The sequence below is a fragment of the Streptosporangium sp. NPDC001559 genome, assembly GCF_042893955.1.
Lineage (GTDB): Bacteria > Actinomycetota > Actinomycetes > Streptosporangiales > Streptosporangiaceae > Streptosporangium.
The window spans coordinates 853202-872913 of sequence record NZ_JBIAVG010000001.1 but is presented as its reverse complement, the minus strand read 5'-3'; the positions used below and the strand labels follow the sequence as shown (position 1 = coordinate 872913).

Annotated in this window: 20 protein-coding genes; 9 read left to right on the top strand and 11 right to left on the bottom strand. The window is 70.5% G+C overall.

All coding sequences use genetic code 11. The annotated features are described in order from the left end of the window. Positions 1–32: 32 nt before the first annotated feature. Positions 33–815 carry a CAP domain-containing protein gene (locus ACFYY8_RS03860; protein WP_390036855.1) on the bottom strand — a complete coding sequence of 261 codons (783 nt, stop codon included), beginning with the start codon at positions 813–815 and terminating at the stop codon, positions 33–35. A 369-nt stretch (positions 816–1184) separates the two neighbouring features. Here ACFYY8_RS03860 and rplM point away from each other — a divergent pair, with 369 nt between their 5' ends. The 3 genes from rplM to glmM all read left to right on the top strand — a co-directional run bounded on the left by rplM (position 1185) and on the right by glmM (position 3577). Next, positions 1185–1628: a 50S ribosomal protein L13 gene (gene rplM, locus ACFYY8_RS03855; RefSeq protein ID WP_390036853.1), complete on the top strand. Its 444-nt coding sequence runs from the start codon at positions 1185–1187 to the stop codon at positions 1626–1628. Between the two features lie 70 nt (positions 1629–1698). Next, positions 1699–2220 carry a 30S ribosomal protein S9 gene (gene rpsI, locus ACFYY8_RS03850; protein ID WP_390036851.1) on the top strand — a complete coding sequence of 174 codons (522 nt, stop codon included), beginning with the start codon at positions 1699–1701 and terminating at the stop codon, positions 2218–2220. 1 nt (position 2221) lies between these two features. Further along, the gene (gene glmM, locus ACFYY8_RS03845) at positions 2222–3577 is read left to right on the top strand and encodes a phosphoglucosamine mutase (protein ID WP_390036849.1); all 1356 of its coding nucleotides are present in this window, start codon (positions 2222–2224) and stop codon (positions 3575–3577) included. Between the two features lie 103 nt (positions 3578–3680). On the opposite strand, the gene ACFYY8_RS03840 is transcribed toward glmM, so the two are convergent. From ACFYY8_RS03840 to ACFYY8_RS03810, 7 genes are all read right to left on the bottom strand, one after another. Next, complete coding sequence (locus tag ACFYY8_RS03840) at positions 3681–4661, bottom strand: helix-turn-helix domain-containing protein (RefSeq protein WP_390036847.1); 981 nt, start codon at positions 4659–4661, stop codon at positions 3681–3683. A gap of 312 nt (positions 4662–4973) precedes the next feature. Next, positions 4974–5690 (bottom strand): ABC transporter permease, encoded by a 717-nt coding sequence (locus tag ACFYY8_RS03835; RefSeq protein ID WP_390036845.1) that lies wholly within the window; start codon positions 5688–5690, stop codon positions 4974–4976. Between the two features lie 3 nt (positions 5691–5693). After that, a complete protein-coding gene (locus ACFYY8_RS03830; RefSeq protein WP_390036843.1) occupies positions 5694–6608 on the bottom strand; it encodes an ABC transporter ATP-binding protein in 915 nt (304 codons plus the stop codon). Beyond that, on the bottom strand, positions 6605–7486 hold the full coding sequence (locus tag ACFYY8_RS03825; RefSeq protein WP_390036841.1) for an ABC transporter permease: 882 nt from the start codon (positions 7484–7486) through the stop codon (positions 6605–6607). The genes ACFYY8_RS03830 and ACFYY8_RS03825 overlap by 4 nt, the downstream gene beginning before the upstream one ends. Continuing rightward, on the bottom strand, positions 7479–8399 hold the full coding sequence (locus ACFYY8_RS03820; RefSeq protein WP_390036839.1) for an ABC transporter ATP-binding protein: 921 nt from the start codon (positions 8397–8399) through the stop codon (positions 7479–7481). The genes ACFYY8_RS03825 and ACFYY8_RS03820 overlap by 8 nt, the downstream gene beginning before the upstream one ends. Positions 8400–8489: 90 nt before the next feature. Next, entirely contained in the window at positions 8490–9455 is a 966-nt protein-coding gene (locus tag ACFYY8_RS03815; protein WP_390036837.1) for a DUF389 domain-containing protein, read from the bottom strand. A gap of 46 nt (positions 9456–9501) precedes the next feature. Further along, positions 9502–10485 (bottom strand): DUF418 domain-containing protein, encoded by a 984-nt coding sequence (locus ACFYY8_RS03810; protein WP_390036835.1) that lies wholly within the window; start codon positions 10483–10485, stop codon positions 9502–9504. A 111-nt stretch (positions 10486–10596) separates the two neighbouring features. Between ACFYY8_RS03810 and ACFYY8_RS03805 the strand changes: the two genes are divergently transcribed. Continuing rightward, complete coding sequence (locus tag ACFYY8_RS03805; protein ID WP_390036833.1) at positions 10597–11697, top strand: sensor histidine kinase; 1101 nt, start codon at positions 10597–10599, stop codon at positions 11695–11697. Between the two features lie 52 nt (positions 11698–11749). Beyond that, complete coding sequence (locus ACFYY8_RS03800) at positions 11750–12400, top strand: response regulator (protein WP_390036831.1); 651 nt, start codon at positions 11750–11752, stop codon at positions 12398–12400. Between the two features lie 26 nt (positions 12401–12426). On the opposite strand, the gene ACFYY8_RS03795 is transcribed toward ACFYY8_RS03800, so the two are convergent. After that, complete coding sequence (locus ACFYY8_RS03795; RefSeq protein WP_390036829.1) at positions 12427–12654, bottom strand: hypothetical protein; 228 nt, start codon at positions 12652–12654, stop codon at positions 12427–12429. Between the two features lie 74 nt (positions 12655–12728). Beyond that, a complete protein-coding gene (gene coaA, locus ACFYY8_RS03790) occupies positions 12729–13631 on the bottom strand; it encodes a type I pantothenate kinase (RefSeq protein ID WP_390036937.1) in 903 nt (300 codons plus the stop codon). A 155-nt stretch (positions 13632–13786) separates the two neighbouring features. Between coaA and glmS the strand changes: the two genes are divergently transcribed. Then, the gene (gene glmS / locus ACFYY8_RS03785) at positions 13787–15631 is read left to right on the top strand and encodes a glutamine--fructose-6-phosphate transaminase (isomerizing) (protein ID WP_390036827.1); all 1845 of its coding nucleotides are present in this window, start codon (positions 13787–13789) and stop codon (positions 15629–15631) included. Here glmS and ACFYY8_RS03780 read toward each other — a convergent pair. Continuing rightward, positions 15618–16397, bottom strand: coding sequence for a hypothetical protein (locus tag ACFYY8_RS03780; protein WP_390036825.1), 780 nt, complete (start codon positions 16395–16397; stop codon positions 15618–15620). The genes glmS and ACFYY8_RS03780 overlap by 14 nt on opposite strands. A 126-nt stretch (positions 16398–16523) precedes the next feature. Here ACFYY8_RS03780 and ACFYY8_RS03775 point away from each other — a divergent pair, with 126 nt between their 5' ends. The 3 genes from ACFYY8_RS03775 (at position 16524) to alr (ending at position 19700) form a co-directional block, all read left to right on the top strand. After that, the gene (locus ACFYY8_RS03775) at positions 16524–16874 is read left to right on the top strand and encodes a holo-ACP synthase (RefSeq protein WP_352015570.1); all 351 of its coding nucleotides are present in this window, start codon (positions 16524–16526) and stop codon (positions 16872–16874) included. Positions 16875–16923: 49 nt separating this feature from the next. Further along, entirely contained in the window at positions 16924–18432 is a 1509-nt protein-coding gene (locus ACFYY8_RS03770) for an NAD(P)H-hydrate dehydratase (RefSeq protein WP_390036823.1), read from the top strand. Between the two features lie 146 nt (positions 18433–18578). Beyond that, a complete protein-coding gene (gene alr / locus ACFYY8_RS03765; protein ID WP_390036821.1) occupies positions 18579–19700 on the top strand; it encodes an alanine racemase in 1122 nt (373 codons plus the stop codon). Positions 19701–19712: the final 12 nt, after the last annotated feature.

Genomic DNA, 19712 nt, shown 5'->3' with positions numbered 1-19712 from the left:
CAGAGACTAGCCCGCTCCCCGGGCCGGTTCACTCAGGAGTAGCCGAAGTCCTGAGTCCACCAGGGGCCGCTGATACCGCCCATCACGCCTACCCCGGTCGCCTTGAGCGAGCAGTTGAGGATGTTGCCCCGGTGGCTGGTGCTGGCCAGCCAGCCCCGTACCGCGTCGGCGGCCGTGGTGAAGCCCCGCCCGATGTTCTCCGCGCCTCCGTTGCGGTAGCCCGCGGCCTCCATCCGCTGCCAGGGCGAACGTCCGTCGGGGGAGGCGTGGGAGAAGACGTCGCTGGCGGCCATCTCGGCGGAGTGGGCCCTGGCCGACTGGACCAGCCGCCTGTCGACCCGGAACGGCGCGCATCCGGCCCGCCTGCGCTGGACGTTGACGAGCCTGACGAACTCCCTCTCCAGGGAGCTCAGCGGGGCGGCGGAGGTGACGGTGTTCTCTCTGCCGCCGATGTTCTGGTTGTCCCCGCCGATGATGTAGCGAGGGCCGTTGTCGGTGCCGAGGTCGTCGAGGGGGGCTCGGGGCAGGTTGGTGGCGCGGGGACTCGGGGACGCGTTCTGCGTCACGGGAGAGGGGGTGGGACGGATGACCCGCCCGAGAAGGGGACGGCCGGCGGAGTATCCCTGTTCGGCGGCGACCGTCTGAGTCGGTCGTGCCGGTCCCGCGTTGTTCAGATAGATCTTCGGGGTGTCCTCGTCACGGCTTCCCCGCCCGATGAGATACCCCAGGAGCAGCACCGTCATCAGGCAGGCGAACAGCCCCATACGGCGCAGACCGGTCCGCTGGGTGTCGCGAAGGTGAGGAAGCTGCCACATTCCGCTGCCAAAGATAGAGATGTTTGTGCTGAGGAAGAAGAGAATGTCAAGAACGTGTTGGAACCGTTCTATGAAGAACGAGAAGACCGATCGTGGCGGTGGTCCGGCGGGGTGACGCCGTACGGGTAGACTGCTCGGGGACACCGGTGGGATGAAGCCTGGTTTTGACCCGTGCTCGTCCGCGCCGGTACCCTGCTAGTTCGTTGTGTGCGAATTGGTCCCCTCGGTGGACCGATGCGCGGCGCGTCCGGCGTCATCTCCTGCGTCTTGGGAGACGGAAGGTCCGGGCTGTCGTGTGCCCGCACCTACCGACCATGTTGCTGTCATCTCCGACAGCGCCGAAGACGCGAGCAAAGAAGGCATACGACCGTGCGCACGTACACACCCAAGCCTGCCGAAGTCGAGCGTCAGTGGTTCATCATCGACGCCACCGACATCGTGCTTGGCCGGCTGGCCAGCCACGTCGCGATCCTGCTCCGCGGTAAGCACAAGCCGATCTTCGCCAACCACGTCGACACCGGTGACTTCGTCATCGTCATCAACGCCGACAAGGTCGCGCTGACCGGTAACAAGCTTGAGCAGAAGAAGGCGTACCGTCACTCGGGCTACCCCGGTGGCCTGCGTTCGATGACCTACGGCGAGCTCATGGAGAAGCGTCCCGACCGCGCCGTCGAGAAGGCCGTCAAGGGCATGCTTCCCAAGAACGCCCTCGGTCGGAAGATGATCAAGAAGCTCAAGGTCTACTCGGGTTCCGAGCACCCGCACCAGGCTCAGCGCCCGACCCCCTTCGAGCTCACCCAGATCGCCCAGTAGCCACCGGCTGACTATCGCCAGCAGCGTTGGCCGGACGGCCTGCGCCAAGAAGGAAAGTAAGAGGAGAACCGTGGCTGAGCCCACCGGTGTCGAGACGCCCATCGAGGGCGAGCAGGAAGCGTACTCCACGGAGGAGTTCCCCTCCGAGTACACCTCCGAGTCCACTGTCAGCGGCGAGGCCGCCGTCCGTAAGCCCATCACCACGGGCAACTCCTACGGCACCGGCCGCCGCAAGGAGGCCGTCGCCCGTGTCCGCATCGTGCCGGGCACCGGCAAGTGGACGATCAACGGTCGTCCGCTCGACGTCTACTTCCCGAACAAGGTCCACCAGCAGATCGTCAATGAGCCCTTCGTGACGCTCGGCGCCGAGGACCAGTTCGACGTCATCGCCCGCATCGACGGCGGCGGCGTCACCGGCCAGGCCGGTGCCCTGCGCATGGGCCTGGCCCGCGCGCTGGCCATCCTGGACGTCGAGGTCAACCGCGCCCCGCTGAAGAAGGCCGGCTTCCTGACCCGTGACGCCCGCGCCACCGAGCGCAAGAAGTACGGCCTCAAGAAGGCCCGTAAGGCTCCGCAGTACAGCAAGCGTTAAGTTGGGGCGCCTTTTCGGCACCGACGGGGTACGTGGGGTCGCGGGTCGCGACCTCACGGCCGAGCTCGCCATGGACCTGTCCGTGGCGGCCGCTCATGCCCTCGGCGATGCCGGGGCGTTCAACGCCAGCGTCGGGCGGCGTGGCCGCCCGGTCGCCGTCGTGGGCCGGGACCCGCGGGCTTCAGGAGAGTTCCTGGAGGCCGCTGTGGTCGCCGGCCTTGCGTCGTCTGGCGTGGATGTTCTCCGGCTCGGCGTGTTGCCAACCCCGGCGGTCGCGTATCTGACCACGGCTCTTGGAGCCGACATGGGCGTGATGATCTCCGCCTCCCACAATCCCGCTCCGGACAACGGGATCAAGTTCCTCACCCGCGGCGGCTACAAGCTGCCCGACGCGGTGGAGAACGAGATCGAGGAACGGCTCGGCGAGAAGTGGGACCGCCCCGTCGGCTCGGACGTCGGCCGTGTCCGCGAGGCGTACGGCGAGGCCGACCGTTACGTCTCCCACCTGCTGTCCACGGTCTCCGGCCGTCTGGACGGCCTGAACATCGTCCTCGACTGCGCGCACGGGGCCGCCCACATGGTGGCGCCCGAGGCGCTGCGCAGAGCCGGGGCGACCGTCGAGACCATCGGGACCCGTCCTGACGGTCTCAACATCAACGCGGGCTGCGGTTCGACCCACCTGGACAAGCTCCAGCAGGTCGTGATCTCCAGAGGGGCGGACCTCGGTATCGCCTACGACGGGGACGCCGACCGCTGCCTGGCGGTCTCGCACACCGGAGAGGTCGTCGACGGCGACCAGATCATGGCGGTCCTCGCCACCTCCATGCACGCGGAGGGCAAGCTGGTCGGCGACACCGTGGTGGCCACGGTGATGTCCAACCTGGGCTTCAAGATCGCGATGCGGAACGCGGGCATCGACGTGATCGAGACGGCCGTCGGTGACCGTTACGTGCTCGAAGCCATGCGGGCCGGTGGTTACAACCTCGGTGGGGAACAGTCGGGACACGTCCTGCTGCTCGACCACGCCACCACGGGGGACGGTCTGCTGACCTCGCTCCACCTGCTGTCGGTCGTGGCCCGCACGGGCAGGCCGTTGGCCGAGCTCGCCTCGGTGATGACCCGGCTCCCGCAGATCCTGGTCAACGTCAAGGATGTGGACCGCGCCAAGGCCTCCGCGCCCGAGTTGTCCGCGGCGGTCGCCGCGGTCGAGCTGGAGCTGGGGGAGACCGGGCGGGTGCTGATCCGTCCGAGCGGCACGGAACCCATGATCCGCGTCATGGTCGAGGCCTCCTCCGCGGAGCAGGCCGAGCGGATGGCGGGCCACCTGGCCGACGTCGTCCGTACGGCCTGCGTCTGAGGGCTGTGACGGCCGGTCCGTGAGGGCCGGAGCCGTAGCGATCGTCGCCCGGCGCGCCAAGGCGCGCCGGGCGTTTCGCCGTTCACGGGGGTGCGCCTTCGGGTCACGGCCGCGCCACGGCCCGTTCGGACGATGAGCGGTGACCGATCGGGGAGATGCCGTAGGCGGCGCGGAAGGCGCGGCTGAAGTGGGCGTTGCTGGCGAAGCCCCAGCGGGCGGCGATGACGTGGATCGGCTGGGAGCGCAGGGCGGGATCGGCCAGGTCGCGGTGGCAGTGCTCCAGGCGGCGCCGGCGGATCCAGGCGGCCACGGTCAGGCCCTGGTCCTGGAAGAGCTGGTACAGGCGGCGAACGGAGATCTGGTGGGCGGAGGCGATGACCTCGGCGCCCAGCGCCGGATCGCCGAGGTTGCGCTGGATGAAGGCGTGGATGCGCTTCTGCAGCACCTGCCGGTCGGTCTCCGGCGGCAGGACGGCGTCGAGGTGGTGGGCGCACACCGCGGCGAACAGGTCCACGGTGATGGCCGAAAGGCGGGTGGCGTCGGCGGCGGTGTAGCCGGAGGTGTGCCGTACCAGCGCATCCAGGTGGTGGCGTAGCAGGGCGCCGACACCGTCACGGGCGGGCAGCGGGGTGGCGGCGAGAGAGGTGAGCCTGTCGGCGGGTAGCGGAAGCACGGCCTTGGGGATCTGCAGGACGACGCCTTCGAAGCTGCCGGTGCGGTCGGCGACGATACGGCCGTGATAGGGGTGCGAGGTGTCGCAGAACGACATCTCCCAGGGGCCGGCGGCCGTCTGCCTGTCGAACTGGGTCGTCTGCGTCGCGCCACGCCGGGCGAACGACAGGCAGTACGTTTCGGGGTCGGAGCGGCGGACCAGTGCGGAGGTGCGGTACAGACGCAGGGGCGGGCAGGTCATCACGTACACCTGCACCGGACCGAGGGCGAGCACGTGCATGGTGGCGCGGAAGTCGGCCTCCTGGTCGCTGCGCGCCAGGATGGGCACCAGGGACTGCGACGTCGTCTCGTGCCACCGGGCGAACCGGTCGGAGACGGGGAGCTCCTCGGTCCGGAACACGGTCCCGATCATCGCCGGTTTCCCGCGAGACGTTTCGTACCCGCCGAAAGAAGTGTTACCGGTCCCTCGTTTTCACCGATGTACACGAAACAGGTCCCTTCGCATCTCGGGTTCTGCGGGTTTCCGCCACTGGTTGGATGCGGGCGACCGACGGATTGTTGGGAGAACCGGAACATCCGGGACCGCCCGGCCTCTGCGGCGGCATGATGACACGGAGAGAAGGGCCCCGTTCGTGAGCCGCCCGGGGACGGCTCACGAACGGGGCCACGGTTGTGCGTCCGGCTCTGAGATGTCAACGGTCCCGGCAGGTCTCCCGGGCGGCGCCTACTCGTCGCCGGTCAGGGAGAAGGAGCGCAGGCGCTGGCCCGTCCAGATGACGGCTCCGGCGGTGATCAGCAGGAGGGCGGTCGCGGCGAAGCCGATGGTGAGGTCGCTGGACAGGAACGACGAGGACGAGACCTGGTCGGCGACGGTCTGCGCCCACTGCTGGATCGAGTATCTCCTGGCACCGGGGACGAAGTTGCCGACCACGCCTTCCCAGATGAGCGCGTAGGCGATGCCGACCGTCACCGCGTGCCTGGTCAGGACGCCGAGCAGCATGAACAGCGCCGCGTAGGCGAAGCCCCCGGCCAGGGCGCCGATCGCGAAGCCGAACGCGATGCCGGACTCGAAGCCGACCAGCAGGTAGGCCGCGACGAGGGTCGGCACGGCGGCGAACACCGCCAGGACCGAGGAGGCGACGAGGAACTTGGTCTGCGCGACGGCAGGGCGGGAGATCGGCTTGGACAGCAGGTGGACGATCGTTCCGTCGTCGATCTCGGGGGCGATCACACCGGTCCCGGCGATCAGGCCGAGCAGGGGCAGGATGGCGCCGAGGGCGAACTTCTGCATGAACTCGACCGCGATCCGCTCGCTTCCGCCGCTGATCATCCGCAGCAGTACGGCCAGGGCGATCAGCAGGATCGGCAGCAGGACCAGCAGCCAGATCCTTCTGCGGCCGAGCAGCGCGCGGTAGGAGATTCCGGCGATGACAGCGTTCATGGGTCAGCTGCTCCTGTTGATCAGGTAGGAGAAGACGCTCTCCAGGTCTTCATCGGCGGGGGAGATCTGCCAGATCCGCACGTCCGCGTCCCTGGCGACCCTGGGCAGCAACCAGGTGAACCGCCGGAAGTCGACCGCCTGCACCTCAAGGCCCGTCTGGGTGAGGGAGACCGAGCTGGAGGAGCCGTCGGCGATCAGGGCCGAGGCCAGCCGTCTGTCGTCGCTCGACCGGACCCGGAACACGTGGGGCCGGTCGGTCATCCTGCGGCGGATCTCACGGAAGTCACCGGTGGCCGCGTGGCGGCCCGCGACCAGCACCTCGATGTGCTGGGCGACCCGCTCGACCTCCTCCAGGATGTGCGAGCTGAACAGGATGGTCTTGCCCGCGGCGCCCATGGTGCGCACCAGGTCCATCAGGTGCATGCGCTGGCGTGGGTCCATGCCGTTGAACGGCTCGTCGAGCAGCAGCACCTGGGGGTCGTGCACGAGTGCGGCGGCGACCTTGATCCGCTGGCGCATGCCCTTGGAGTAGGTCTCGATCCTGCGTTCGGCGGCGGTCTCCATCTCGACCGTGGCGACGGCCTTGCGGGCGGCGCCCTCGGGGTCGGACAGCCGGTGGAGCCTGGCGCTGGACAGCACGAACTCCCAGCCGGTCAGGAAGCCGTAGGCGGCCTCGCGCTCGGGGACCAGGCCGATGGAACGGTAGACCTCGTGGTTACGCCAGATCTTGACGCCGTCGAGGGTCACGGTGCCGCCGGAGGGGGCCAGGAATCCGGCCATCATGTGCAGCAGCGTGGACTTTCCCGCCCCGTTGGGGCCGAGCAGGCCGGTGACGCCGGGACCGACGGTCATGGTGACGTCGTTGACGGCCACCACGTTGCCGTACCAGCGGGAGACCTGGGCCAGTTCGATGTTCATCGCGCGGCCGCCTTCCGGTAGCGGGTGACCAGGGCGATCACGGACAGGGCGATCAGTGCGACCACCACCAGCGACTGCAGCGCGACGGCGCCGCCACCGCTCGGGTAGACGACGGGGGAGGAGGGGTCGGCGCCGAAGATTCCGACGTGCACCGCCGCGTCGACCAGGAAGAACGGGTTGATCATCAACGCCCAGCCGGAGGCGGTGTAGTTGTTCACCGACTCCATCGTCGCCGAGACGAGGGTCGAGACCGCCGAGGTGAGCAGGTAGAACGCGATGACGGAGGCCACCCCGAGGCCGCGGCGCGGGGTGAAGGAGGCGATGGCCACACCGACACAGGACAACAGCAGCGCGTAGACGAACGCCCCGGCCATGGCCGTCAGGTAGTTGCCGGTGGGCGAGGAGTCCGGCAGGTCGACGACCAGCTCACCGATGTAGAGCACGGTCAGCGGTACGGCCAGCAGCAGGAACATCGCCGTGACCATCGCCGCGAGCTTCGCGCCGACGTAGTCCCACAGCGTCACCGGGCGGGACAGGTAGAGCGGCAGCACCCGGAAGCGCAGGTCGGGCGCCACGGTGTACGGCGACTGCGAGGCCAGGAAGACCGCCAGCACCGCCTGCATGGTGACGCCGTAGGAGGTGTAGGTCATCACGTTCTGCCGCAGCAGCGCCATGACCGCGATGGAGACGACCGCGGGCAGCATCATGGCGCCCACGATCAGGAAGGGGATGATCTTCGCCCGTGCGGTACGGCCGAGGCCGAAAACCCCGCGCAGGCTGTGCACGGCCAGCGCCACGGTGGCGTGCCTGCGGCCGAGCCGTACCCCGTCGTAGTGGCGGTATCCGATGTCGTGGATGACACCTGTCGGCTCAGACATCGGCGGACTCCCTGCTGACCGGCTCTCTGAAGACGTCCTCGATGCGCTGGCGCCCCTGTTCCATGCGGACCAGGCACAGGTCGAGGTCGCAGACGGCGTCGCGGAGCGTGTCGAAGGTCTCCGGTGCGCGGACCTGGACCAGGAGGGCCCGGCCGTGTTCGACGACGGTCTCGCCCAGCTCGGTCAGGCGGGCGGCCAGCGCCTGGCGGCCCTCCTCGACCTCGACCGTGACCGTCTGGGTGGTCTGGGTGAACTCCTCGATCGAGGAGGAGCGCAGCAGTCTGCCGCCGTCGATCACGATGACGTGGTCGCAGACGCGTTCGAGCTCGCCCAGCAGGTGGGAGGTCACCAGCACGCTGATGCCGAACTCGGTGCCGATCCTGCGGATCAGCGCCAGCATCTCGTCGCGGCCCTGGGGGTCGAGACCGTTGGTCGGCTCGTCGAGGAAGACCAGGCGGGGGTCGTGCACCAGCGCCTGGGCCAGCTTGACCCGCTGCTTCATGCCGGTGGAGTAGCCGCCCATCACGCGGTAGCGCTCCTCGTACAGGCCCACGTGGCGTAGCACGTCGGCGGCGCGCTCTCTGGCGGCCGTACGCGGCAGGCCGGACATCTGCCCCATGTGCACCGTGAACTCGGTGGCGGACACGTCGGGGGGCAGACAGTCGTGCTCCGGCATGTAACCGACGACCCGGCGGATCTCGGCGCCCTGGGTCGTGGCGTCCATGCCGAGCACCTGCGCCCTCCCCGCGGAGGGGTCGAGCAGGCCCAGCAGGATCTTGATGAGAGTGGACTTGCCCGCGCCGTTGGCGCCGACCAGGCCGGTGACGCCGGGACCCACGCTCACGGTGAGCTGGTCGAGCGCCGTCACCCGGGGAAAGCGTCTGGTTAGTCCCTCGGTGGCGAGGATGGTCATGCTCGGACCCTACCTAGCGGATGGGGGTAATTCCTCACCCACACGGACGAGTGGCGCATCGTCCGAAAGTTCGGTCGGGGCGTCTGTCTCTCAGGGCTTTTCCCAGGGTGTACCCCGGCGGGGCCGTACGGGCAGCCGTACTCCGAACCTCGCCCAGTAGGCCCGCTGGGCGAGGAGCGTGGCCGTACCGGCGATGATCATGCCCGCGATGTTCACCGCGAGCTGGATGACGGAGGCGGCCATGTCGTCCCAGCGGGCCAGCGAGGCGGCGACCGCGAAGTATCCGGCGGCCGGGACGGTGGTGACCGAGATGAAGACTCCGACCAGGGCGGAGGACTTGCCCGCGGTGACCGAGAGCACCCCGGCCGCGCCCGCCAGCAGCGCCACGATGAACGACCACCGGTCGGGTTTGACGATGAACTCGATCTCGTCGTGCCGGCTGAGGCTGGACGGCCCGATCCAGCCGAGTCCCCGGGAGACCAGGGCGCAGGCGAGGGTGACCGCGATGGCGAAGGCGAAACCGACGGCCAGCGCGCGCAGGGCTCCGGCGATCAGCCGTCCGTCACGGCGCAGCAGGCCGAAGCAGATGGCGGCGACGGCGCCGAACTCGGGCCCGAGGACCATCGCGCCGACGATGAGGATCGGTGAGTCGGTGACGACGCCGATGCCCGCGAGCTGGGTGGCGATCGCGAGGAAGGCGAGGAAGGCCCAGGTGATCCTGGACTCGGCGGCGACCCGGGTGGCGAGCTCCGACCAGATCACGGCGTCGTCGCTCTCGCCGGGGGCCTCCTGTTCGGCGCGGTCGGCCGCCTCCGAGATGGACAGGTCGATCTGCTCGGCGGAGATCGATCCCTCCGCGCGCAGGCCGAGATGCTGGAGGTGCTCGATCACCTCGTTGGCGGCCTCCCTGGCGACGTCGAACTGGACCAGGTCGCCCCTGGGGGAACGGGCCACACCGGGCAGCACGACGAGGTTGGTCACCCCTACGGCGTCGTCGAGCAACCCGAGCACGTCCTCGGTACGTCCAGGGGGGCTGATCACGCGCAAATGCAGCACGGGGCAACCCTAGTGCGGTCCGCCGCGCACCTTCTCGGCACGACGGTCACGAGACGCGCAGGGCGGGGCGGCGGGCCCAGGTGATCCATCGCCACAGCCACTCGACCGGTCCCTGGCGGTAGCGGCTGAGCCAGAGCGTCGACCACACCCATTGGACGGCGAGGATGACGCCCGCGATCGTCAGGACCGTGGCCGTCGACCACTCCTGCGGCACCCCGCCCACCAGCCGGGTGGCTGCCAGGACGAGCACGGTGGCGGCCAGATAGTTGGTCAGCGCCATCCGTCCCAGCGGTGCGAAGACGCTCTCCAGTACGGCCCGCAGCGGCGTCCTGAGCAGCACGAGCGTCCCGCAGACGTACACGCCCGCGATCAGCAGACCCGCCAGCGCCAGGGTGAGGGTGAACCGTACCTCCCTGACCTGCAACCACACCGCGGGCACCGCGAGCACGGCCAGGAGGAGGCCGAGCGCCGCGGGAACCCGGGTCGAGCGCTCGATCCGGTCGGTCACCCCGTACCGGGTCAGCGCGGAACCCAGCAGGAAGAGCCCCGGCACCAGCGAGAACGGCCCACCGGCCAGGACCAGCGCGCCCGTGAGGAGTACGGCCGCGAGCCCCGCCACCGCCCACCGGGGCAACCAGGTCGAGGGCAGCAGTACCACCAGTCCGACGAGGGCGTAGACGGCCAGGATGTCGCCCTCCCAGAGGAGCAGATGGTGCGCCACCCCCATGGCGAGCAGGGCCAGCAACCTGCGCGTCAGCAGGAGCCGGGGCCGGGCGGTCCGCTCCCCGGCCGAGTTCAGCAGCAGGGAGAACCCGACGCCGAACAGCAGCGAGAAGATCGGATAGAAGCGCTGCTCGACGAACAGGCCGAGCCAGGCGTCCGCAGGACTGGCCTGTCCCTCCAGGATGACCGTCCTGCCCGCGTTGGCGATCGGCTGGACGTTGGCCAGCAGGATCCCGCACAGCGCGAATCCCCGGATCACGTCCAGCGCCGCGATCCGCGGACGTCGCTGACGGAGTTCATATGACATGGGCCTCATCCTGCGGACCGCGACCCGCCTCCCACATCGGCGCAAAGCAGGGCCGGAACGGTACTTTCGGCCGGTACCGGCCAGGCGGCCTTCCCTCCTAGCCTTGACACCGTGCAGGCACCCGATCGGCTCAGGGCGTTGGCCGACGCCGGGCTCGGCACCGCGTTCGCGGCGGCCGTCGCCTTCCAGGCGTACCGGATCGCCGACAGCTGGGGCGCGGGGCACTGGCCATTGGACGCCGTCGCCGGCGCGTCGGTGTGCGCGCTCGCCCTGGCCCGTCGCCGCGACCCGCTCAGGACCGCCGTCGCGGGCCTGGCCGTGGCGGCGCTCGCCGTCCTCCTCAGCGGGCTCGTCCACCTGCCGGCGGAACCCGGCCCCGCCGTCTCCCTCGGCCTGGCGGTGCTCTCCGGCTCCGCGGTCAGGACGCTTCCCGTCCGCACGGCCTGTGGCGTCGCCGTCGCGGGCCTGGCCGTGGTGACGGGTGGTCTCCTGGCGCATCCCGGCTCGGCCGTACCGGTGCTGGGCGGCCTGGTCTGGCTCACCGGCCTGGCGATCGGCCTGGCCTCCCGGCTGCTCGCCGTCCGCCGCCGTGCCGTCGCCGAGCGGATCCGGCGTGCCGAACGCCTTGAGCTGGCCAGGGAGTTGCACGACGTCGCCGCCCACCACATCGCCGGCATCGTGCTCCAGGCCCAGGCGGCCCGGCTCGTCACCCGTAAGCACCCGGAGAGGACGGAGGGCTCCCTCGCCGACATCGAGACCGCGGGTTCCGAGGCCCTGGCGGCGACCCGCCGCGTGGTCGGCCTCCTGCGTGACGGCGCTCCCGCCGGTCACGAACGGCTCGACGAACTGGTCGAGGGCTTCGAGGGTCTCAAGGGCAGGGTGCGTCTCCGGCTGGAGGCCGAGCCGTCCGGCTGGCCGCCCGAGGTGAGCGGCACCGTGTACCGGGTCGTACGGGAGTCGCTGACCAACGTCGCCCGGCACGCCCGGCACGCGGGCACGGTCGCCGTCGACATCACCCAGGCGGACGCCGTCGTCACCGTCGAGGTCGCGGACGACGCCCCACGGGCGCCCGCTCGCCTCCGTCGTGCCGGGTACGGCCTCATCGGGATGCGCGAACGCCTCGAAGCCCTCGGCGGCACCCTGACGGCGGGTCCTCGCCAGGGGCCGGGCTGGTCCGTCCGTGCCACGGTTCCCACGGGAGAACGCCGATGACGCCCTCGAAGCCACTCGCGTTCCCAGAGCCGGCTCTCTCAGAAGGGCGCCCATGACCATCAGGGTGCTGCTGGCCGACGACCAGCCGATGATCCGGGCCAGTCTGCGGATCATCCTTGAGGACCAGCCCGGCATCACCGTGGTCGCCGAGGCGGGCGACGGCGTCGAGGCGATCGAGCGGGCTCGCAGGACACGCCCTGACGTGTGCCTGGTGGACGTCCAGATGCCCCGCCTCGACGGGATCGAGGTGGCCCGCGCCCTGGCCGATGCCCCGCCCAGGGTGGTCATGGTCACCACGTTCGACCTGGACGAGTACGTCTACGGCGCGTTGCGCTGTGGCGCGGCGGGGTTTGTGCTGAAGGACGCCGGTCCGTCCCTGCTGGTCGAGGCGGTGCGGGCCGCGTACGCCGGGGACGCGCTCATCTCACCGTCGATCACACTGCGGCTGCTGCGCCACCTCTCCACCCGGGGAGCCCGGATCACGACCGGGGCGTCCCCGGCGCACTCCCTGAGCGCGCGGGAGGTCGAGGTCGTGCGGGCGATCGCCAGGGGGCGCACCAACCAGGAGATCGCCGACGAACTGTTCATCGCGCTGAGCACGGTCAAGGGACACGTGTCAGGCGTCCAGGCCAAACTGGGCGTGCGCAACCGGGTGGGGATCCTGGCCTGGGCCTGGGAGAACCACCTGACGGGCCGGGAATGACGTTCTCCGGCGTCAGGTCGTGCCCGCTACCGCAGACCGGTGGCCACCTCGACATGCCGGATGACCGGCAGGAGGTCTCGTGATCGGGGGTCGTGCTCAAGCTCGCTCAGCCTGGCTCCCAGGAGTTCGCGGCGCTCCGTCGTGAGCACGGCGCCGGAGTCCAGGCACTCGCTGACGTACCCGCCGACCTCCAGGACGACCGGGTCGGTGGAGGACGCCAGGAGAGGCAGGTGCCGCCGGTGCCAGAACCGCAACGCGTGCAGCGCGGCCTCCCGGGGAGCGCCGTACCAGTACCAACGAGCCTGGAAGTGGGGATTCGGATTCGGTGTCAGATGCGGCGTAGCCGTACGCGGCGGACGGAGTGGTTGGGGCCCTTGTAGAGGACCAGGCCCGCGCGGCCTCTGGTGGGGGCGATGTTCTCGACCAGGTTGCGTTCGTTGATGTCGCGCCAGATGTCCTTGGCGAAGGCGGTCGCCTCCTCCTCGGACAGCTCGGCCAGGTGCCTGAAGTAGGACTTGGGGTCCTCGAAGGCCGTACGGCGCAGCTTGTGGAAGCGGTCGACGTACCAGTCGCGGATGTGCTCGACCTTGGCGTCCACGTAGATGGAGAAGTCGAAGTAGTCGTTGACGGCCAGCGCCGTAGGAGGGGCCGGCTGCAGGACGTTGAGGCCCTCGACGATGAGGATGTCCGGCCTGCGCACGGTCTGCAGCGCGCCGGGGACGATGTCGTACTCAAGGTGGCTGTAGACCGGGGCGCTGACCTCGGGCAGACCGGCCTTGACGTCGGCGACGAAGCGCACCAGGGCCCGCCGGTCGTAGCTCTCGGGGAAGCCCTTCCTGTGCATGATGTCCCGCTCGGTGAGCACCGTGTTCGGGTACAGGAAGCTGTCGGTCGTGACCAGGTCGACCCTGGGGTGCTCGGGCCAGCGGGCCAGCAGGGTGTGCAGCAGCCTGGCGGTGGTCGACTTGCCGACCGCGACACTGCCCGCGATGCCCAGGATGTACGGCGAGGGCCGCTGCCCGGCGCCGAGGAAGGTGCTGACCGCCGCGCCGCGCTGCCTGGCCCCGGTGAAGTGGAGGTTGAGCAGCCGGGTGAGCGGCAGGTAGATGTCGGTGACCTCGGCCAGGTCGATCGGGTCGTCGACGCCGCGCAGCTCCGAGAGCTCCTCCTCGGTGAGCGTCAGCGGCGTGTTCTTGCGGAGCTCGCCCCACTGCTTGCGGCTCAGCTCCACATACGGCGTGCCGTCCAACCCGTTGGCCATAGCTCCGAAGCCTACTGATCGGTCAAAAGTGCCTTTCGGTGGGGACGGCTTTGCTCGATACCGGGCGGGAACCCCGAGCCTGCGGGCACGTTCTCCCTATCTCGTTCGGACGAAAGGGGGGTCCCATGTGCGGAATCGTGGGGTACGTCGGCGGGCGGCGGGCCGTCGACATGGTCGTCGAGGGGCTGGGGCGGCTGGAGTACCGGGGATACGACTCCTCGGGGGTCGCCCTCGTCGGGACCGACGGGGAGCTCACCGTCGAGAAGCGGGCGGGCAAGCTGGCCAACCTGCGCTCCAGCCTGGCGGGGTACCCGGTGCCGCCGGTGACGACCGGGATCGGGCACACCAGGTGGGCCACCCACGGCGCGCCGACCGATCGCAACGCCCACCCGCACACCGACTGCCACGAGCGGATCGCGGTCATCCACAACGGCATCATCGAGAACTTCGCCGAGCTGCGGGCCGAGCTTGAGGACAACGGTCACAAGATCGAATCGGAGACCGACACCGAGGTGGTCGCGCACATGCTGGAGGAGTTCGCCGACCTGGGACTGGCCGAGGCGATGCGCCGTACCTGCCGGCGGCTTGAGGGGGCCTTCACGCTGCTGGCCGTCTCGGTCGACGAGCCGGACACGGTGGTCGGCGCCCGCCGCAACTCCCCGCTGGTCGTCGGGCGCGGCGAGGGGGAGAACTTCCTCGGCTCCGACGTGGCGGCCTTCATCGCCCACACCCGGGAGGCGATCGAGCTCGGCCAGGACCAGGTGGTACGGCTGCGCGCCACCGAGATCACGGTCACCGACTTCGAGGGCCGTCCCGCCCCGACGCGGGACTACCACGTGAACTGGGACGCCTCGGCGGCGGAGAAGGGCGGCTACGACCACTTCATGCTGAAGGAGATCGCCGAGCAGCCCCGGGCGGTCGCGAACACGCTGCTGGGCAGGATCGACGTGGACGGGCTGCTGACGCTGGACGAGGTACGGCTGTCCGCCGAGGAACTGCGGGAGATCAACAAGATCATCGTGATCGCGTGCGGCACCTCCTACCACGCCGGACTTATCGCGAAATATGCCATCGAACACTGGGCGGGCATCCCGTGCGAGGTCGAGTTGGCCAGCGAGTTCAGATACCGCGACCCGATCCTCACCCGCGACACGCTGATCATCGTGATCAGCCAGTCCGGGGAGACGATGGACAGCCTGATGGCCGTACGGCACGCCCGCGAGCAGCGCTCCCGGGTGCTGGCCATCTGCAACGTGAACGGGTCCACGATCCCGCGTGAGGCGGACGCCGTCCTCTACACCCACGCGGGCCCGGAGATCGCCGTCGCCTCGACCAAGGCCTTCCTCACCCAGCTCGTGGCCTGCTACCTGGTCGCGCTCTACCTCGCCCAGGTCAGGGGGACCAAGTTCGGCGACGAGATCTCCCAGATCGTCGCCAGGCTGTGGGAGATGCCCGCGCGGGTCGAGGAGGTGCTCTCCACGATGGAGCCGGTCAGAGAGCTGGCCCGTTCACTGGCCGACGAGCGCTGCGTGCTCTTCCTGGGCCGTCACGTCGGCTTCCCCGTCGCCCTTGAGGGGGCGCTGAAGCTCAAGGAGCTCGCCTACATGCACGCCGAGGGCTTCGCGGCCGGGGAGCTCAAGCACGGGCCGATCGCGCTGATCGAGCCGGGGCTGCCCGTCGTGGTCGTGGTGCCCTCGCCGTCCGGTCAGCGGGTGACCCACGAGAAGATCGTCTCCAACATCCAGGAGATCAGGGCCAGGGGGGCCAAGACCATCGTCGTCGCCGAGGAGGGCGACACCTCGGTCGAGCCGTACGCCGACACGCTGATCCGTGTTCCGGTGGTGCCGACCCTGCTGCAGCCGCTGGTGGCCACCGTGCCGTTGCAGGTCTTCGCCTGTGAGCTGGCCACGGCCAAGGGCCATGACGTGGACCAGCCCCGTAATCTGGCCAAGTCCGTCACGGTCGAGTAGCCGGGGGCCCCACCGCGATCGCCCACTGCCGGGTGCCCGTGAGGAAGGCGCCGACCACCAGGGGCAGGCCCATGACGCCCACCGGCAGGTCGCCCCAGGCGGACATGGGGACGTCGACCAGGCCCCAGACGTAGGCGAAGACCGCGTTGCCCGTGGCCAGCGTGTGGGCCGACCGGGAACGGGTGGCGAGCACGGCCGCGACCACGTCGGCCGGGGCCGCCGGGATCGGGCGCAGCCGCAGGGAGCGGACCAGGAGCAGCGTTCCACCCGTGACGGCGGCGCCGACCCCCGCCCAGGGCAGGGCGGGGGAGGCGCCTCCCGCGAGGGCGACGCCGATCCCGATCAGCAGGCTCGCCGCGCTCAGTACGGCGCCGCCGTACAGGAAGGCGCGGGCCTGGGGGGACAGCAGGCGGGGCGGGGCGGTGACGGCCGCGACCGGCCCCGGATCCCGTCTGGAGCCGATCGCCAACTCGGCCCCGATCACCCCGAGGAACCAGCCGCTGAACGGGTCGATCGACATCCCGAACGGCAGCCCCAGGTCGGTGAAGGGGATCAGGGACAGCGTGAGGAAGAGTCCCGCGACCAGCCCCGGGGCCCGCCACATGCGGGTGGTCCGCAGGTAGTGCCGGACGACGGGTTCGGCACCGGGGGTGATCGCCAGCGCGTGGCGCCTGGCGAACGCCGTGATCCGCTGCGGACGGACCGGGCCTGACCCGTAACGGGCCGCGAAGGCCATCAGGATGGCCACGACGGCCAGCGAGAGCATGTGATCACCTTAGAAGCGGCGACCGACATATCTTGCCATGGAGGATGTGTCCACAACCTGTGGATAACATCCATGGATTGCCGGGGCGGGAAAGTGGGTACCGGGGACAGACCCTAGCCTGGAACCGTGATCGTAGGCATCGGGGTCGACGTCGTGGACGTCGCGCGGTTCGCGGCGTCGCTCGAAAGGACGCCCTCCCTGCGGGCCAGGTTGTTCACCGAGGCCGAGCGCGGGCTGGCCGTACGGTCCCTGGCGGCGCGGTTCGCGGCCAAGGAGGCCGTCGCCAAGGCCCTCGGCGCCCCTCCGGGGCTGAGCCACCTCGACGCCGAGGTGCTCTCCGGCGCGTACGGCAGGCCGGAGCTGCGCGTCCACGGCGCGGTCGCCGAGGTCGCCGTGGCCCTGGGCGTCGTCCGGTGGCACGTGTCGCTGACGCACGACGGGGGCGTGGCCGTCGCCTACGTGATCGCCGAGGGCTGACCGTACGGCCTCACGGTGTGGCGCGGGCCGGACGGGATACCGTCGGATCATGCTCAGCGCTCACACCTCCGATCAGGTCAGGACGGCCGAGGCGGCCCTGATGGCGAAGCTGCCCCACGGCACGCTCATGGACCGGGCCGCGACCGGCCTCGCCGTGACCTGCGCGGCGCTGCTCGGCGGCGTGTACGGCTCGCGGGTCGTGTTGCTGGTCGGCTCCGGGGACAACGGGGGAGACGCCCTGTTCGCCGGGGCCCGCCTGGCGGCCAGGGGGGCCAGGGTCGAGGCGGTCCTGGCCGGGACCCGGGTCCACGAGGCCGGCCTGGCGGCCCTGCGCCGTGCCGGGGGACGCGTCCTCGACATCAGGGCGGCCGAGGACGGCTGGCGGGAGCGGGTGCGCGCGCTGCTCGGGGCGGCCGACCTGGTCATGGACGGCCTGCTCGGCATCGGCGGATCGGGGGCGCCGCGTGAGCCGTACTCGACGCTGGCCGGGCTGACCCGGGAGGCCTCAGGACGGGCCGCGGGCGACGGGCCCCTGGTCGTCGCCGTCGACGTGCCAAGCGGGGTCGACGCCACCACGGGGCGGGTCGAGGGGGAGGCGGTCGAGGCGGACGTCACGGTCACCTTCGGCACCTACAAGGCCGGGCTGCTCGTCAGCCCGGGGGCACGTCACGCGGGACGGGTGGAGTTCGTCGACATCGGGCTCGGGCCGTACACGCCGGAGCCCGAGGTGACCGCGCTGACCGGCGCCGACGTGGCCGCGCTGCTGCCCAGGCCGGACACCACGTCCGACAAGTACCGCAGGGGGGTGGTCGGCGTCGCGGCGGGGAGCCACGGCTACACCGGCGCCGCGGTGCTGGCCGTCGGCGGGGCGGTCAGGTCGGGGGCGGGCATGGTCCGCTACGCCGGGGTCGCCGAGCCGGTGGCGCAGGTGCGCGCCCGCTGGCCGGAGGCGGTGATCACAGAGCTGAGGCCGGGGCAGGGGATCGGCGAGGTCGGCAGGGTGCAGGCGTGGGTGCTCGGTCCCGGCCTCGGGACGGGACCGGAGTCGCTGGAGGTCGTCCGCGCCGTGCTGGCGAGCGACGTGCCCGTGCTCGTCGACGCCGACGCGCTGACGCTGGTGGCCCAGGACAGGTCGCTGCTGCGCCGTACGGCCCCGGTGCTGGTCACCCCGCACGCGGGGGAGCTGTCACGGCTGCTCGGCGTGCCCAGGGAGCGGATCGAGGCCGACCCCCTGGACCACGTACGGCGGGCGGTGGCGGAGCTGGGCGTGACCGTGCTGCTCAAGGGATCGACCACCCTCGTGGCGCGGGACGGCCTGCCGGTCAGGGTGAACCTCACCGGCAGCCCGTGGCTGGCGACCGCGGGCACGGGGGACGTGCTCGCCGGGATCGCGGGGACGCTGCTGGCCGCCGGGCTCGACCCCTACGACGCGGCCTCGTGCGCCGCCCATCTGCACGGCCTGGCGGGCGCGGACGGCCCCCTGTCGGCCTGGGACGTCCTTGAGGCGGTCCAGGGTGTGCTGCGGTCACTCCTCGAATCCGATTTCCGGTCGAGATAAGCGGGGGTTTCGGACAGGGTAGGGAGGGCAGGTGAACACCTCGCCCCGGCCGCCTGCCAGGGCGATGGTGCGTCGCCGGAAACGTCCCAAAAGAGGTGTCTTTGGCATAGGTTAGACCGCTGACCTGGGAGACTGGGGGAATGAGCATGCCGATGACCCCTGCCGAGGCGAGGGTGAACCTCTCCGCCATCAGGGAAAACGTGGCCTTGCTGAGGGAGCGCTCTCAGGGTGCGGAGACCATGGCCGTGGTCAAGTCCGACGGTTACGGCCACGGCCTCGCCGCCTCCGCCAGGGCCAGTCTCGCGGGGGGTGCGACCCGCCTCGGCGCCGCCTACATCCGTGAGGCGCTGGCACTGCGGGCCGACGGGATCACGGCGCCGGTCATGGCGTGGATCATCCCGCCGGGCGAGCCCCTTGAGGAGGCGATCGTCCAGGGGATCGACCTGTCGGCGGGCGCCGTGTGGCTGGTGGACGCCATCGCCGAGGCCGCGGGCCGTACGGGCAGGACGGCCAGGGTGCACCTGAAGGTGGACACCGGCATCAGCAGGGGCGGCGCGTCCGGCGCCGAGTGGCCGACGCTCGTGGAGCGTGCCATGAAACGACAGGTCGAGGGCACCGTCGAGGTCGTCGGACTCTGGTCGCACCTCGCCTGCGCCGACATGCCCGGCCATCCGTCCATCGACATCCAGATCGACGCCTTCGACGACGCCGTGGCGGTCGCGAAGCGGGCGGGCATCGGCGGCTCGCACGTGATCCGGCACCTGGCCAACTCCGCGGCGGTGCTGACGCTGCCCAGGGCGCGTTACGACATGGTCCGCCCCGGCCTTGCGGTCTTCGGGCTGAGCCCCATCCCCGAGATGGGCGACTTCGGGCTGCGGCCCGCGATGACCCTGGTCGCGCGGATCGCGATGGCCAAGCGGGTGCCCGCCGGAGCCGGGGTCTCCTACGGCCACACCTACCTCACCGGGCGCGAGACCACGCTCGGCCTGGTCCCCCTCGGCTACGCCGACGGCATCATGCGGAACGCGGGCAACCTCGCGGAGGTGTTCGCGGGTGGCAGGCGGCACCGGGTCGCCGGGCGGGTCTGCATGGACCAGTTCGTCATCGACGTCGGGGACGACCCGCTGACCGAGGGCGACGAGGTCATCGTCTTCGGTGACGGGTCGCTGGGCGAGCCGACCCTGCAGGAATGGGCGGATTCCCTTGGCACGATCACGCATGAGATCGTGACCAGGATCGGATCGCGGATTCCGCGCGTTTACCACTGAGAGGCACGGCTG

Bases quoted from the DNA above. Each gene is read 5' to 3' on its own strand.
- ACFYY8_RS03860 (WP_390036855.1), bottom strand. From the start codon at position 815: ATGTGGCAGCTTCCTCACCTTCGCGACACCCAGCGGACCGGTCTGCGC.
- ACFYY8_RS03840 (WP_390036847.1), bottom strand. From the start codon at position 4,661: ATGATCGGGACCGTGTTCCGGACCGAGGAGCTCCCCGTCTCCGACCGG.
- ACFYY8_RS03835 (WP_390036845.1), bottom strand. From the start codon at position 5,690: ATGAACGCTGTCATCGCCGGAATCTCCTACCGCGCGCTGCTCGGCCGC.
- ACFYY8_RS03830 (WP_390036843.1), bottom strand. From the start codon at position 6,608: ATGAACATCGAACTGGCCCAGGTCTCCCGCTGGTACGGCAACGTGGTG.
- ACFYY8_RS03825 (WP_390036841.1), bottom strand. From the start codon at position 7,486: ATGTCTGAGCCGACAGGTGTCATCCACGACATCGGATACCGCCACTAC.
- ACFYY8_RS03820 (WP_390036839.1), bottom strand. From the start codon at position 8,399: ATGACCATCCTCGCCACCGAGGGACTAACCAGACGCTTTCCCCGGGTG.
- ACFYY8_RS03810 (WP_390036835.1), bottom strand. From the start codon at position 10,485: ATGTCATATGAACTCCGTCAGCGACGTCCGCGGATCGCGGCGCTGGAC.
- ACFYY8_RS03800 (WP_390036831.1), top strand. From the start codon at position 11,750: ATGACCATCAGGGTGCTGCTGGCCGACGACCAGCCGATGATCCGGGCC.
- glmS (WP_390036827.1), top strand. From the start codon at position 13,787: ATGTGCGGAATCGTGGGGTACGTCGGCGGGCGGCGGGCCGTCGACATG.
- ACFYY8_RS03780 (WP_390036825.1), bottom strand. From the start codon at position 16,397: ATGCTCTCGCTGGCCGTCGTGGCCATCCTGATGGCCTTCGCGGCCCGT.
- ACFYY8_RS03770 (WP_390036823.1), top strand. From the start codon at position 16,924: ATGCTCAGCGCTCACACCTCCGATCAGGTCAGGACGGCCGAGGCGGCC.
- alr (WP_390036821.1), top strand. From the start codon at position 18,579: ATGCCGATGACCCCTGCCGAGGCGAGGGTGAACCTCTCCGCCATCAGG.